General features: G+C 50.5%; 14 protein-coding genes and 1 pseudogene (1 of these 15 only partly in view). 13 read left to right on the top strand and 2 right to left on the bottom strand.

Translation table 11 applies throughout. The features are described 5' to 3' along the window. On the bottom strand, nucleotides 1–378 hold the start of the coding sequence (locus BOO20_RS07215) for an Ig-like domain-containing protein (protein ID WP_076791693.1). Its footprint begins 1,335 nt before the window's first position; 378 of the gene's 1,713 nt are visible here — the first part of the coding sequence; it begins with the start codon at nucleotides 376–378; the stop codon falls past the left edge of the window. 125 nt (nucleotides 379–503) lie between these two features. Between BOO20_RS07215 and BOO20_RS07210 the strand changes: the two genes are divergently transcribed. Genes BOO20_RS07210 through BOO20_RS07170 form a run of 9 tightly spaced genes read left to right on the top strand, consistent with a single transcriptional unit; the run spans nucleotide 504 to nucleotide 10,797 of the window. Then, nucleotides 504–1,976, top strand: a complete 1,473-nt coding sequence (locus tag BOO20_RS07210; RefSeq protein ID WP_076791691.1) for a starch synthase — start codon at nucleotides 504–506, stop codon at nucleotides 1,974–1,976. A 5-nt stretch (nucleotides 1,977–1,981) separates the two neighbouring features. After that, complete coding sequence (locus BOO20_RS07205) at nucleotides 1,982–2,572, top strand: HAD-IIIA family hydrolase (RefSeq protein ID WP_076791690.1); 591 nt, start codon at nucleotides 1,982–1,984, stop codon at nucleotides 2,570–2,572. A 37-nt stretch (nucleotides 2,573–2,609) separates the two neighbouring features. Further along, a complete protein-coding gene (gene hemW, locus BOO20_RS07200) occupies nucleotides 2,610–3,743 on the top strand; it encodes a radical SAM family heme chaperone HemW (RefSeq protein WP_076791688.1) in 1,134 nt (377 codons plus the stop codon). A 15-nt stretch (nucleotides 3,744–3,758) separates the two neighbouring features. Next, nucleotides 3,759–6,404 carry a DUF2723 domain-containing protein gene (locus BOO20_RS07195; RefSeq protein WP_076791686.1) on the top strand — a complete coding sequence of 882 codons (2,646 nt, stop codon included), beginning with the start codon at nucleotides 3,759–3,761 and terminating at the stop codon, nucleotides 6,402–6,404. Between the two features lie 4 nt (nucleotides 6,405–6,408). After that, nucleotides 6,409–7,206 (top strand): acyl-ACP--UDP-N-acetylglucosamine O-acyltransferase, encoded by a 798-nt coding sequence (gene lpxA, locus BOO20_RS07190; protein WP_076791685.1) that lies wholly within the window; start codon nucleotides 6,409–6,411, stop codon nucleotides 7,204–7,206. A gap of 18 nt (nucleotides 7,207–7,224) precedes the next feature. After that, nucleotides 7,225–8,214 (top strand): ROK family protein, encoded by a 990-nt coding sequence (locus tag BOO20_RS07185; protein WP_076791683.1) that lies wholly within the window; start codon nucleotides 7,225–7,227, stop codon nucleotides 8,212–8,214. Nucleotides 8,215–8,225: 11 nt separating this feature from the next. Beyond that, nucleotides 8,226–8,918, top strand: a complete 693-nt coding sequence (locus BOO20_RS07180; RefSeq protein WP_076791682.1) for a ComF family protein — start codon at nucleotides 8,226–8,228, stop codon at nucleotides 8,916–8,918. Between the two features lie 7 nt (nucleotides 8,919–8,925). Further along, a complete protein-coding gene (locus BOO20_RS07175; protein WP_076791680.1) occupies nucleotides 8,926–9,669 on the top strand; it encodes a 16S rRNA (uracil(1498)-N(3))-methyltransferase in 744 nt (247 codons plus the stop codon). 48 nt (nucleotides 9,670–9,717) lie between these two features. After that, a complete protein-coding gene (locus BOO20_RS07170) occupies nucleotides 9,718–10,797 on the top strand; it encodes an AI-2E family transporter (protein ID WP_076791678.1) in 1,080 nt (359 codons plus the stop codon). A 94-nt stretch (nucleotides 10,798–10,891) separates the two neighbouring features. On the opposite strand, the gene BOO20_RS07165 is transcribed toward BOO20_RS07170, so the two are convergent. Beyond that, a complete protein-coding gene (locus tag BOO20_RS07165; RefSeq protein ID WP_006366602.1) occupies nucleotides 10,892–11,314 on the bottom strand; it encodes a nucleoside-diphosphate kinase in 423 nt (140 codons plus the stop codon). Between the two features lie 262 nt (nucleotides 11,315–11,576). On the opposite strand from BOO20_RS07165, the gene BOO20_RS07160 reads away from it, so the two are divergent. From BOO20_RS07160 to BOO20_RS07145, 4 genes and pseudogenes are all read left to right on the top strand, one after another. Next, nucleotides 11,577–12,056, top strand: a complete 480-nt coding sequence (locus BOO20_RS07160) for a DUF1566 domain-containing protein (protein ID WP_076791677.1) — start codon at nucleotides 11,577–11,579, stop codon at nucleotides 12,054–12,056. Between the two features lie 240 nt (nucleotides 12,057–12,296). Further along, a complete protein-coding gene (locus BOO20_RS07155) occupies nucleotides 12,297–12,656 on the top strand; it encodes a DUF1801 domain-containing protein (protein ID WP_076791675.1) in 360 nt (119 codons plus the stop codon). A gap of 13 nt (nucleotides 12,657–12,669) precedes the next feature. Beyond that, complete coding sequence (gene tsaA, locus BOO20_RS07150; protein WP_233120917.1) at nucleotides 12,670–13,149, top strand: tRNA (N6-threonylcarbamoyladenosine(37)-N6)-methyltransferase TrmO; 480 nt, start codon at nucleotides 12,670–12,672, stop codon at nucleotides 13,147–13,149. Between the two features lie 309 nt (nucleotides 13,150–13,458). Next, a pseudogene (locus BOO20_RS07145) lies at nucleotides 13,459–14,820 on the top strand (IS1182 family transposase); the annotation flags it as partial. Nucleotides 14,821–15,000: the final 180 nt, after the last annotated feature.

Here is a 15,000-nt window from a genome sequence, read left to right as displayed (position 1 = left end):
ATAGGGGGCAGAAAAGGTCCGTCCGAGGTAATCCCGGAGATTTTTGTCAAGCGTGAGCGTGTAGGTGCGGTTACGTTCGAGAGGAGTGTGGAGTATGATTTCCGCTTCTCTTCCATTCACAGCAATATCGTAGTTGCCGACAGCCGGGTGAAAAAGCACTGAATTGACTAATTGACGTGCTGAAATTTCATGGCTGAATGTCAGATGGAGGCTTTTTGTTGCAACATTGACGGATTCGGGTGCCGGGTCGGAAAAAATAACCTGGAGAGGGGCGCTTTCTGCAAGGCCTCCTGATGGCGGCCTGTCCGATGCGCAAGCCGCCAATAGCAGCATCAGCAGAGAGATGAAGAGCTTCATGATGCGTGATCTACCCGGCATGAATAACCTGTCCGTTCAGAGGTGAGGGAGGCTTGATTGTATCTGACGGTGAAAATTCGTAAATTAAAAACTAATGTAGTTCTATGAAAGTTTTTGAAGAAAATAATAGATTGATTGACCTATAGATGTCCAGACGAAATTTCAAAGTTCTTTATGTCTCCGGTGAAGTATCTCCTTTTGTAAGAATCAGCGCGCTTGCTGACTTTATGGCATCGTTTCCCCAGGCTCTTGAGGAGGAAGGGTTCGAGGCACGTATCATGATGCCTAAATACGGCACCATCAATGACCGGAAGTTCCGGTTGCACGATGTTCTGCGCCTGTCCGATATTGAGGTACATCTCAAGGAGAAAACAGACTTGCTGAACGTCAAGGTTACGGCGTTGCCATCAAGCAAGATCCAGACCTATTTTCTCTACAATGAGAAATATTTCAAGCGCAATGGTCTTTTTACCGATATAGCTGCTGAAAATGATCTGAAAGCCACCGCAGAAAAGGTGATATTTTTCAATGTCGGTGTGCTTGAGACCCTCCAGCGGCTTGGCTGGAAGCCTGATATTATTCACTGTCATGACTGGCAGGCAAGCCTTATTCCGCTCCTTTTGAAAACGGTCTATGCAGACCATGAGTTTTTCAGGGAGATAAAAACGGTTCTTACCATTCATAATATCTACCGTCAGGGCATTCTTCCCTTCAAGGTTTTCCAGAAGCAGCTCCCCGAAGAGGTTTCCAGTGCACTTCATCGCAAAAACGATGAGGTGAATATGCTCTATACCGGAGTTGAAAATGTTGACCTGCTTACCACAACGTCGAAGCGCTATGCCGAAGAGATTGTGCATGATGGTGTGCAGACCTACGGGCTCGGCCGGGTTCTTGAGGAGCATCAGGACAATTTTCACGGAATTGTCAACGGTATTGATACCCGCCAGTGGAATCCCTCGACCGACAAGCTGATCAAAAAACGTTTCGGTCTGGAGAATATGGAGGGCAAGCTGGACAATAAAAAAACGCTGCTCGAAGAGGCCGGACTACCCTATCGTGAAGGTGTCCCGGTCGTGGGTGTTATCGCCAATTTTGACGAGTTCCAGGGCGCCGAGCTCCTTCAGGCAAGTCTTGAACAGCTTGTTGCGCTTGATATTCAGCTGGTGATCTACGGTTCTGGTGACAAGAAATATGAAAAAGTATTTCAGGATTTTGCGGCGGAGCATCCTGAACAGGTGAGTGTTCAGACGGAGTACTCCGACACCTTCTTCCATCTTGCGATTGCCGGACTCGACATCCTGCTTATGCCCGGAATGATTGAGGCGTGCGGAATGATCCAGATGTTTGCCATGAACTATGGAACAATTCCCGTTGTCTATGCAGGAGGCGGTATTGTTGAAACCATTGATGAACTTTCAGGCAGCAACGGTTCCGGATTTATTTTTCATGAGTATACCGCAGATGCTCTGACCCTGAAGCTTCAGGAGGCCATTGAGTGCTATCAGAACGGGGAGTTCTGGCAGCAGATTGTCAGTGAAGCTATGAACCGTGATTTTGCCTGGAAAAACTCGGCTGAAGAGTATGGCGAGTTGTATCGCAAACTTCTTGAAAAGCCGTAATAAAGATGTCGGAGACCATAAAGGTTCTTTTTCTTGACCGGGATGGAACCATCAATCGCGATACCGGTTCATACGTTTATCTGAAAGAGCAGCTTATTCTGATTGAGCGCGCCGATGAGGCTATTGCTCTGGCAAAGGCGGCCGGTTTCAGGATCGTTATTATTTCGAACCAGGCCGGTATTGCCCGGGGTATTGCTACAGTTGAACAGGTTGAAGAGGTGAACCGGTACCTCAATGAGCTGCTCTCCCGGCGGAGTGCAGCGTTTGATCGATGCTACTACTGCCCCTCCCATCCGGACTACCCCCATCCACTCTACGACCGGTACAGCGCGTGCCGGAAACCGGAAACAGGAATGGTTGAGCATGCCATACGGGACTATCAGGCCGAAGGACTTGTGGTTGACAGGAGTGCCTCTTTTTTTGTCGGAGATAAAACCATTGATGTTGAGTGCGGCCAGCGGGCCGGACTGAGGCCTGTACTTGTGCGTACCGGTCATAATGAGGAAGATCTCTGCTTGAAGAAAAATATCATTCCTGAATTTGTAGCTGATGATCTCTATCAGGCCGTTACGGAGTATATCCTTGCCCCTGTCTGAAACTCCCTCTGAACAGCCCGACGGCTCTTCTTCTTCCATGCTTTCACTTTATGTCCATATTCCATTCTGCCGGAGCCGGTGCAGTTATTGTGATTTTTATCTTGTAACCGCAACAAAACATGTGGAAGCGTTTTTCAGGGCTCTCGCTCTTGAGACGGCTTTTCGTGCCCCGATGCTGCAAGGCCGTACCATCAGCGCGATTCATTTCGGGGGAGGTACGCCATCCATGGTACCGGTACACTGCCTTGCCGGATGGCTTGAGCAGGTTGCCGCCCTCTGCACGTTTTCTCCCGATATCGAAATAGCTCTTGAGGCAAATCCGGAAGATCTTGCGGCAGGGGTAATGGAGGAGATGCGTGCGGTCGGGATAACAAGGCTGAGTATCGGCCTTCAATCCTTTACCGATGAAAAGCTTCGTGCACTTGGTCGTGCCCATACAGCCCTTGAGTCGATGCAGGTAACAGAAAGGGCTCTGAAGCAGTTCGATTCGGTCAGTGTTGATCTTATCTGTGGAGTTCCGGGTGAGCAGATGCCGCTCTGGAAAGCCGATCTGGAGCAGGCTGTTCGGCTGCGGCCTCAGCATATCTCAGTCTATATGCTCTCTGTGGAGCCGAAGACCCTGCTTCACCGCAATCTGATGAACGGATCGATTACTGTTCCGGATGAGAGTGTGCAGGCTGACCTCTATGAGTATGCAGGGCGGAAACTGGGTGAAGAGGGCTACCATCATTACGAGGTTTCCAACTTCTGTCTCGGTAATCATCACTCCCGCTATAATCTGGCAAGCTGGAAGCGTCAGCCATACATCGGTTTCGGTCCTTCGGCACACAGTTTTTATTGCTCAGGGTGGCGTGAAATCCGCACGGCAAATGTTTCAGCGTTGAGCCGCTATATCGCTGATCCTGCGGCAGCGGAATCATTTCGTGAGGAGCTGACGGATGAGGAGATCTTTACCGAAAAGGTTTTTCTTGCGCTGAGAATAAACAGTGGTCTATGTGTTGAGTTTTTGAGAAAAGACAATAAATTAGGGCTTCGCCTTTCAGAACGCATTGCACGATTCGAAGCGAAAGGGTGGATACGACTTGCAGAGGAGAGGCTCTATCTGACAGAAAAAGGTTTTTTGTTTGCCGATCTCATTGCCGGGGATCTTATTTTCGGACAGGCTTATTGACAACGTTTCAGATCTATGACACACCGGACGATTAATCGTACTCTTGCGGCAGTTCTCTTTATTGCAGCGGAAATTTTATACCTCGCCACCATGGCTCCCACCTTCTCGTTCTGGGATTGCGGGGAGTTTATCGCTACAGCCTATACCCTCGGTATTCCGCACCCTCCGGGATCACCGCTTTTTCTTCTGCTCGGGCGCCTCTTTACCATGATTCCCTTGTTCACTGATATCGGAGCCAGAGTCAACCTGATCAGTACTCTTGCAAGCGCAGCATCCGTCAGTCTGACCTATCTCATCATTGTCCGGCTTATTATGCTCTATCGAAAGAGCGATCCGGCTGGCTGGAGCATGGCTGAAAAGGTATCGGCTTATGGCAGTGCCGTTATCGGAGCGCTGGCCCTTGCCTTTTCCGACAGTTTCTGGTTCAATGCCGTTGAAGCCGAAGTCTATGCCGCCTCATCGTTGTTTACTGCCCTTATTGTCTGGATTATCCTCCGCTGGTATGATGAAGAGCCCAGGCCGGGCAATGAACGGTGGCTGCTGCTCGTCATGTATATGATCGGTCTCTCTATCGGTGTTCACCTGCTCAGTCTGCTGGCGGTTTTCCCTGTTGCCCTCCTCTACTATTTCAAAAAACATAAGGTTACGGTTAAATCGTTTGCTTTGCTGTGCCTGGCCTCATCGGGGCTTTTTTTCCTGATCTATATCGGTATTATCAAAGGGCTGCCCATAATTTTTCAGCTTACCTCGTGGCCCGGTTTTTTCCTTTTTCTCGCCCTGCTCATCTATGGCACCTGGTATAGCCATAAACACCGGATGCCGCTTTTGAACACGTTTCTGGTGTCGCTCTTTCTTATTATTATCGGTTATACCTCCTACGCGCTGATCTTTGTGCGGGCACAGGCCGGTCCGCCAATCAATGAAAATAACCCGTCGACTCCGACAGTCTTTTTCTCCTACCTGAACCGTGACCAGTACGGAGATATGCCCCTCTGGCCGCGGAGGTGGTCACCCGAGCCGGTGCATCAGTATTTTTACGAGCAGTACTCGAGCGATCTCGACTATTTTCTCACCTATCAGATGCAGAAGATGTACTTCCGCTATTTCGGCTGGCAGTTTATCGGTCGTGAGCATGATATGGAGGGAGCCGGAGTTGACTGGTCGGTGCTGTGGGGCCTTCCATTTCTTGTCGGGCTTGTCGGTGCAGTCACTCACTTCAGGCGTCAGTGGAAGATGGGGCTTGTCGTTACGGCGCTCTTTGTCTTTACCGGCGCAGCTCTTGTTATCTATCTCAATCAGACTGAACCTCAGCCGCGTGAGCGGGATTACAGTTATGTCGGCAGCTTTTTTGCTTTTGCCCTCTGGATAGGCATCGGGGTGGAGAGCATCTGGCAGATGGCCAGCGAGCGGTTGAAAGGAAAAGGCAGAAACACGCAGTTGATTCTCGCCTCGCTGACGGTTACCGCAGCGTTTCTTTTGATCAACGGCCGGATGCTGCAGGCAAACTACCGGGTGCATGACCGCTCCGGCAACTATGTGCCATGGGACTGGGCCTGGAATATGCTGCAGAGCTGTGAAAAGGATGCTATTCTATTTACCAATGGCGACAATGACACCTTTCCTCTCTGGTACCTTCAGGAGGTCGAGGGAATCCGTACCGATGTGCGGGTGGTCAATCTCAGTCTGGCCAATACCGGCTGGTACCTCGATCAGTTGAAAAACAGCCGTCCAAGAGGAGCCAAGCCGGTTGCATTGAGTCTGAGTGATGGAGAGATTGCCGATATCACCTACGTTCCGATTGATTCGGTGGATGCTGTTCTTCCTTCGTTTCCGGCCCGCCAGCAGCTTGTCCGTGAAGCCTCTCAGCGTGGGGTTTCGCTGCCCGCAGAACCACAGGATACCATGACCTGGCTGCTGAAACCCGGACTGACCTATGACGGTCAGGGTTATCTCCGGCCCCAGGATATAGCGGTCTATGAGATTCTGATGAACAACTTCTCCACCCGGCCAATCTATTTTGCTCTGACGGTAGATCCTGAAAGCATGATCGGCATAGAGAACTATCTCCGTCTTGACGGACTTGCCTACAGGGTGGTTCCGGTTAAAAGCGCTGACCCGATGAGCTTTGTCGATCCGGTGCTGCTCTACCGCAATCTTGTTGGGGTTTACCGCTACAGGAACCTTAATAACCCGAAGGTATTTCTTGAAGAGACCGCAAGACGGCTTTGCGGCAACTACACCCCGCTCTTTGTACGGCTTGCCCTTGAGCTTGCTGCCGATCCTGCGGGAGAGATCAGCGTCCATGAAGCAAACGGTTCCCTGCGCACGCTTCGCAGGGGCGCACTTGCCCTTGAGGTTCTGGACAAATCGTCCCAGCTTCTGCCGCTCGCCCAGTACCCGTTAAATCCTGAACTTGCCGGTTCGGTCATTGCGCTCTATGTCCGTCTTGGTGAAAAGCAGAAAGCCTCTTCGTATATTAAATATCTTGAAAAACTGCGCAGCCAGTCATCTCTGGAGTCCGATCCCCGACTTTTTTATGTGCTTGCACGGGCATATCGCGATTTCGGAAGGGAGGATGAAGCCAATCGCATCATCTCCCGGCTTGCTACCGAGCTTCGTCAGCCGGGACTTATGGAGAAATTTAAAACAATGAAGCAATAAGCCTATGCAGAGCACTGTTCATGCAACTGCCGTGATCGGCCAGAATGTCGTTCTCGGAGAAGGGGTCACCATTGGGCCCTACACCGTTATTGATGATGATGTTGAAATCGGTGACGGTACCACGATAGCGCCACACGTTTACATTGCATCCGGCGCACGAATTGGCCGGGATTGCCGCATCCATTCCGGTGCAGTGCTTGCTACCGCTCCCCAGGATCTCAAGTTTGCCGGAGAGCAGACCTGGCTCTATATCGGCGACCGGACGGTTATCAGAGAGTGTGTGACACTTAACCGAGGGACAAAGGCGAGTGGGAAAACCGTTGTCGGCTCTGATAATCTTATCATGGCCTATGTGCATGCCGGTCACGACTGTGTGATTGGCAACAACGTTGTTATCGCCAACTCCGTTCAGTTCGGAGGTCATTGTGAAGTTGGCGACTATGCGGTGATCGGAGGCCTTGCCGGAGTTCACCAGTTTGTCCGGATCGGCCGCTTCGCCATGGTAGGCGGTATCGCAAGAGCTTCGCTTGATGTTCCCCCTTTTGTGATGGCAGGCGGGCATGACTCTTTTCGCTATGAGGGTCTGAACGCTATCGGTCTGAAACGGCGGGGTTTTACGCCGGAGAAGATAACGCTGGTTAAAAATGCATACCGGATTCTCTTTCAGTCGGGGCTTCTTCTGGGTAACGCCCTTGAAAAGGTGAAGAGTGAACTGCCTCAGGAGCCGGAGATCAGAGAGATTCTTGACTTTTTTGCCTCGGGGCAATACGGCCGGAAATTCATCAGGCCATACAACAACTAATTTTGAGGGTGCTGCATTATGTCCCGTTGGGCAATCGGTATTGACCTTGGAGGTACGGCGATCAAGGCGGCGGTCGTCATGGAGGAGAGTGGAATCCTCACCGAGAGGAGTATTCCAACTGAAACTGCATCCGGTCCTGCGGGGGTTGTGGTACAGCTTGCATCCATTATTTCTGATCTCTACCGGGGAGCACTGCTGACTCTTGATCCCGAACGGTTTGCCGGTACCGGACTTGGCGCACCGGGTGCGGTCGATGCTGAAAAAGGGGTGTTGAGCTATCCGCCCAATCTGCCGGGCTGGACCATCTTTGCGTTGCGGGATGAATTGCAGAGCCGCCTGAAGAGAGAGGAAAATCTTGAGATGACGGTGATTCTGGAAAATGATGCCAATGCGGCGGCATTGGGGGAGGCTGTGTTTGGCGCCGGCCACAGCTTCCGGGATTTTCTGCTGGTTACACTCGGTACCGGTGTTGGCGGAGGGATAATTCTGAACCGGAAACTCTATCGCGGCCCGAATGGTACCGCCGGCGAACTCGGATTCATGATTATCGATTTCGAAGGGGAAGCCGTTCATGCCGGTATTCGGGGCACCATTGAAGGGCTTATCGGCAAAGAGCAGATTGTGGCACTTGCACGCCGGATGATTGAAGCGAGCCCCACCGGCTCCTCGGTCTGCCTGCTCTGTAATCATGACTATACCAGGCTTTCGCCCCGCCATCTTGAAAAAGCTGCACTTGAAGGAGACGAGCTCTCCCTTGCAGTCTGGAACCGGGTTGGTTCAATTCTTGGTGTGGGGCTTGCCAGTGTCGTGGCGCTTATGGATATCCGGAAATTTGTCATCGGCGGAGGTATTTCGGCTGCCGGAAACCTTGTGTTTACTCCTGCCCTGGAACAGATCAGGCGCTCCACGCTTCCTCCCATGCATGAGGGTCTTGAGCTGGTTCCAGCCCGTCTTGGCAACAAGGCAGGAGTGTATGGTGCCGCAGCGCTCTGCTTCGGCGGAACATAACCGGTGAGATCATGCTTGAAGAGCTGCTTCATCTTCTCTGCCCCAATGTCTGCATTGTCTGCAGAAAAGGACTTGTTCCCGGAGAAAAGTATTGCTGCAGCTCCTGCATGGAGGAGTTCGACTCGTTTTCAACGCCATCGGCATCAGACGCGATGCTTCGTCATACCATTGCTTCGCGGTTCGGCGGAACCTTCAATTTTGAAAAGGGATGGTGCCGTTACCTCTTTCACAAAGAGAGTTCGCTGCAACAGGCGCTTCATGCCATGAAATATGAAGGGCTCTTCAATCTCGCAAACAGTTTTGGCCGGCAGTTGGGAGCGTGGATGCTTGAGGGGTGTAACTCCCCTGATATTGACTGCATTGTTCCGGTTCCGCTTCATTCGCTGAAAAAAATCGAACGATCCTACAACCAGTCCGAAAAAATTGCAGAAGGGATCGCCGCGGTATTGCACAAGCCTCTTCGCCGTGATCTGCTGAAGAGAGTGCGCAATACACGCTCTCAGACCGGACTTTCGGCAGCGGCACGGAAAAAGAATGTAGATGGAGCATTTCAGACTTTACCGGCACTCACCGTGCGCCACCTGCTTCTTGTCGATGATGTGGTGACAACAGGGGCGACCATGGCTGCCGCCGCCGCCGCGCTCCGCAGTGGAGGCGCTGAGCGTATTTCAATTGCCGCAGTTGCTTTGGCTGCAAAGGAGTAAAGAGGCTATGGAACTGTTTTATACATCACGCGAGCATATCGATATTGATGCCGGGCGCATCGTGATTGACAGCGATGAGTTTCATCATCTTGCGCGTGTTTTGAGAAAACAGAAGGGAGCGGTGATTCTTGTAACCGATGGCAACGGAATTCGCTGTGAGGCCAGGATTTCAGAGGTCGGCAAATCGTCGCTTGAAGCGGAAATTCTTGACCATCGCCTTGTCGGTGAGCCGAAAACCGGCGTTACGGTCGCGCTCTCCATGCTCAAGAATCCGCAGCGGTTCGAGTGGTTTCTCGAAAAGGCTACCGAACTCGGCGTCTCGTCCATCATTCCCATGATTACGGCGCGCACACTCGCCCAGCCATCAAAAGAGAGGGTCCAGGGGAGGCTTAAACGGTGGAAAACCATTGTGCTCTCAGCGGCACGTCAGTCAAAACGCTGCTATCTGCCCGCGCTCAGTGAGCCGCTCACCTTTGCCCAGGTCTCAGCGCTGCGGGGCTATGATCTCAGGCTGATTCCCTACGAAGCCTCGGAGGAGGCTCCGAAAGTTGAGTTTGCCGGGAAAAATACGCTTTTCATGATCGGCGGTGAAGGCGGATTTACAGGCAGTGAGGTGGAGAAAGCCAAAACCGCCGGTTTTTGTGAGATTTCGCTGGGAAGAACTATTCTCAGGGCTGAAACCGCCGGCATATTTGCGGTTGCACTGGTTCGAATCCGGTTGCTTGGGGAGGAGCGCTCCGAGTGGTTTTAGGGTTCGGGGTGGTCAGGAGAGAGAAAATGAAATCAAACAACCATAATTATGAACAGCATCAAAGCCAATCAGATCATACTTCTACTTGTATTACTGTTCATTTCGGCCCTCTTTTTTGCCATGATCCGCTATTTTTTCATGGCTATTTTTCTTGCGGCCATCTTTTCTGCACTTGCCATGCCGCTTTTCAACCGATTCAATGGATGGTTCAGAGGAAGCCAGAGCCTTAGTGCGGCCATGACCATTGTCACGCTTCTTCTTGTGGTTTTTCTCCCTCTCGCGGCACTCCTTGGTGTTGTTGCTTCACAGGCGGTCCGCCTGAGCAGTATCGCGCTGCCCCTGATACAGCAGCAGATCAAGGAGCCTGCGGTTTTTGATCAGCAGCTGCGTACGCTGCCCTTTTATGATGAACTTGCGCTCTATCGTGAGGAGATCCTCAAAAAAGCAGGGGAGCTCGCTTCACAGGCAGGGTCACTGCTTTTCAGCTCCATCTCCTCATTTACCGTCTCCGCGGTCAATGACCTGTTTCTGCTCTTTATCTTTCTCTACACCATGTTCTTTTTTTTAAAGGACGGTCAGCTTTTCCTGGACAGGATTCTCGCCTGTCTTCCCCTTACCAAGAGCGATGAATACAGGCTTCTTGACCGCTTTCTTTCGGTGACGAGGGCTACGCTCAAAGGGACGCTCGTCGTGGGAGTTGTCCAGGGCTCTCTTGCCGGGCTTGCCCTTCATGTTGCCGGAATCGAGAGTGCCATTTTCTGGGGAACTGTCATGTCGGTTATTTCGGTTGTGCCGGTTCTCGGTCCTCCGATCGTATGGGTTCCTGCCGTCATCTATCTTGCCGCAACCGGACAGTATCCTCAAGCTATAGGCGTTGCGCTCTTCTGCAGCATTGTTGTCGGTCAGATTGACAATATTATCCGTCCTATTCTGATCGGGCGCGATACACGGATGCATGAGCTGCTGATATTTTTCAGCACGCTTGGGGGCATCGGGTTTTTCGGACTTTTCGGATTTATTCTCGGTCCCATTATCGCTGCGCTTTTTGTTACGCTGTGGGAGATGTACGCCGAGAGCTTCAGCGAATTTCTTGCAGAGATTAAAGGCGAAAAGCCCGCAGGGGAGTGATGAACGGCTTTGGCCAACAGAGCAGAGCGGTAAAAACAGCAACAAAAAAGCGACCCGGTGGTCGCTTTTTTGTTGCTGTTTGCGGGTGATGCGCTCAGTTGCTTCTGACAACCTCTTCAGCTGCGAAGAAGAACGATGCCTCGATAGCGGCGTTTTCGACAGAGTCGGAACCGTGGATGATGTTCTCACCCTTGCTGTCGGCATAGAGCTTGCGGATCGTACCTTCATCGGCCTGGGCCGGATCGGTTGCCCCGATAACGGTACGGAAGTCGGCAACGGCATTGGCCTTCTCAAGAATCATCGGTACGCAGGGGCCTGACGACATGAACTCAACCAGTTCGCCGTAAAAAGGGCGTTCACGGTGCACGGCATAAAATTCTCCGGCGGTCTCTTTGGTGAGTCTGGTCTTTTTCATGGCTACAACCCGGAAGCCTGCGCGTTCAATTTTGTCGATAACTGCACCGATAAGCTGCTTGCGGACACAGTCCGGCTTGAGGATGGTAAGCGTTCTTTCCATGGTGTGTGTATGCGTTTGCGTTACTGAAGAAAAAAGTTTGAGCGAAGATACATAAACTTGCAGGATTATTGAAAAGTATGTGCGGATTTCCCGCTCTTCAAGCATTGCAAGGCGCTGTGATCAGCTCCTTCAGGCAAGAGGTGAAATTTGATGATCATGAATTTTACCGTTATCTTTAATAAACAGATTCAGGCAAGGCATTCAACCTGAAGAGCCTTTTTTTATAACAAGGTCGCCTTTATTAACCCCAATGAAAACTATCATGAAATTCATTGCACCAAAACAGATCGTCCGTCTCTGGATCGTGTTACTGCTTAGTGGACTGAGTATGGTTACGTTTTCAACGCTATCGAATGCGGCAGCTCTCGGTGATGCGACAGGTGGAGGTATTGTCTTTTTTGTCGATAAAACAGGCGAGCATGGCCTGATTGCCGCCAGGCAGGATCTCCTGGGTCACTCAGCCGGTATTAACTATGACGGTTTTTTTACCTGGAAAGATGCCAAAAAAGGTTGTGAAAATCTTGAACTGAACGGCTTCAGCGACTGGTTCCTGCCAAACAAGGAGCAGTTGAACCAGCTCTTTACCGCCAGGGTTCTGGTCGGTGGTTTTGGCGGAAGCGACTACTGGAGCTCCACCGAGAATGGATCAAAAGCAGCCTGGGGTCAGTACTTCCTGAGCGGCGTTCAGTACTCCGGCACAAAAACACACGTTGACCGTGTCCGGGCAATCCGGTCGTTCTGATTCACCTGCGATTCATTGTCAAGGGGGCGGGCCACCGCCCTCTGACAATTTCACGGTTCCCCTTTTTGTGTAAAAAGGACCAAAAGGAGTTCAGGGAGAGCAAAAACCAGGATCAACCCCAGGGCACTCTTTTCTCAACAATCATTTTTCTTCAATACTGTCCACAGCGTCCACTTAAGTCCACCATTTCTTCGTCCACTTGAGTCCACTTCTCTTTTCCTGTAACTCTTGTGCATCATCATGGGCACTCAGCGCATCTCAGCATTTCTTGAAGCTCTCTGTATTCACGGAGAGGAGCGCTATAAGATTGTGCAGGCATTGCGGGAAGTTGTGCTTGCTCTGGATGGCTCGATCACCGAGGAGATTAAATACGGCGGGCTCCTCTTTTCGGCAGGAAAACCATTCTGCGGTATTTTCTCCTTCGCAAAGCACGTTTCGCTTGAGTTCAGCGATGGCGCGGCACTCCCTGACCCACACAGGGTGCTTGAAGGTGACGGGAAATTCCGCCGTCAAATCAAGCTCATATCGCAGGCAGAGATCCACTCAAAGCACATCCCTGAATATCTTGCGCTGGCGTTCAAAGCTGCCGGGACGAATTGATTACCACTAACTGATGGAGCGAGTAAAAAAAATGGAAATAGAGCCGATTGGAATTATACATACGCCCTTCGAGTCAAAGAAGGAGTGCCCAATGCAAACGGTTTATGCATCGGATTCGCCTGGTCGTGTTGAGATATTCATGAACTTTGAAGCCGGTCTGAAGGATATCGAGACATTCTCTCATATTTATCTACTCTATCTATTTGACCGGGCCGGAAAGATAGAGCTGGTACGTCCGACATTTCTTGATGATGAGCCGCACGGCATCTACGCATCAAGACATCCATGCAGACCTAATGGAATAGGGCTCTCTATCGTAAAGTTACTACGCAGGGAAAACAATATTCTGATCGTTGAGGGTGTCGATATGCTGGACGAAACACCGCTATTGGACATTAAACCATACATCCCAAAGTTCGACGCTGTTGTTTCAGCATCTGAAGGGTGGACTGCCGGAAAGCAATGGCGCCCCAAACAGGAAGGCAGAGAGTGATTACATTTCTTTCTTAGCCGAAGCTGTTTTGGGCGTTAAGCCTCCATTGCCTGAATAATCCCGCCTTTTTAGCTCGCTTTACATTTGCCGGAAATATCTGTAGCTTTACAGTGATTTGTGGAGGGTTGTTTATTGCCCCTTTGACAGGTTGTAAGGATTGTCTTTCCATTTTACAGTTTACTAGCAGCCTGTCGGACTAACAAAGCCGCGTAATACATTGGAAAAATGTCTGTAAAGCATTATCTTAGCGTAAGATAATTACTTATTTCAGAGGCTGGAGCCGCAGCATTCATTTCCTGATTTCACACTATGAACATCGACTTTATCATAGCAGATCGTGATACCCCGTTTCTTTTTCCACCGTCAGTACAGGAGTGGTTGCCAAAAGACCATCTGGCCCGATTTGTGGTAGATATGGTGAGCCAACTCGACTTATCATCCCTGAGGGGAACCTATACCGGTAAAGGCTCAAGGGCTTATGATCCGACGATCCTGCTGAGTATGCTTTTTTACGGATATTCAACGGGAGTGTTTTCAAGCAGAAAACTTGAACAGGCGAGCTATGATTCTGTTGCATTCCGCTACATTACCGGCAATCAACATCCGGATCACGATACCATAGCAACGTTCAGGAAACGGTTTTCTGAGGAGTTACAAGGACTGTTTGTTCAGATACTAACCATTGCCCATGAAATGGGGATACTGAAGCTTGAAACCGTGAGCCTTGATGGTACGAAAATCAAGGCCAATGCCTCGAAGCATCAGGCGTTAAGCTGGCAGTACGCGTGTAAAATCGAAACGCAACTCAAAGAAGAAGTCAAGCAATTATGGCTGCTGGCAGATCAAGCCGATCAAGCAATAATACCTGATGGAATGAAGATTCCAGAAGAACTTGAGCGGCGAGAAAAACGTCTTGCAACCATAGCGGAAGCCAAGAAAAAAATTGAAGCAAGAGCAGCAGAACGGTATGATCAGGAAAAGCAAACCTACGAAAACAAGCTTGCCGAACGGGAAAAGAAAGCAAAGGAAAGTGGCAAAAAACCAGGAGGCAAACCGCCAAAACCACCGGAACCAGGTCCAAAACCGCACGACCAGATAAACCTGACCGATGAAGAATCACGGATCATGCCGACAAGCGGAGGCGGATTCGTGCAGGCGTTCAATGCTCAGGCCTGCGTCGATATCGCAACCATGCTCATTGTCGCCGTTCATACGACCCAACAGCCCAATGATAAGCAGCAAATAGAAACGGCAATTGAAGCACTGGAAAAGCTGCCCGAAAAACTCGGTCAAGTCAATGAAATCATAGCGGATACCGGATATTTCAGTAAAGCAAACGTGGATGCATGTGAAGAGGCGGGAATCAATCCGCTTATAGCAGTTGGCAGAGACAAGCATAATCAAAGCCTCGAAGTTCGATTCAATAAACCGGCACCCGTAGCGGAAGATGCAGACAGTGTTACCAAAATGAAATACCGATTGAAAACCCCGGAAGGGAAAGCCATTTATGGCCAGCGCAAGAGCACCGTAGAGCCAGTATTTGGAATTATCAAATCAGTGCTGGGGTATCGACAATTTAAGCGCCGAGGGTTGGAAAATGCCCATGCAGAATGGACGCTGATAAGCCTTGCCTGGAATCTGAAAAGGATGCATGTCTTGGCGAAGCCACGCATAAAAATGCCAGTAATGGCCGCATGTAAAGCAAAATCAGGAGTACAAGGCAACCAATTGTCCGCATTTTGGCGTAATATGTACCAACAATGGTTTTCTATGACCAAAATGCACATAAAAAGGGAGTTCGACGGCTGGTTTGCTGTAAGCTTCTCTATCGTTAGTCCGACAGGCTGCTAG

The organism is Chlorobium sp. KB01 (assembly GCF_001975465.1).
Classification (GTDB): domain Bacteria; phylum Bacteroidota; class Chlorobiia; order Chlorobiales; family Chlorobiaceae; genus Chlorobium.
This window is presented reverse-complemented; position numbering and strand designations above follow the sequence as displayed.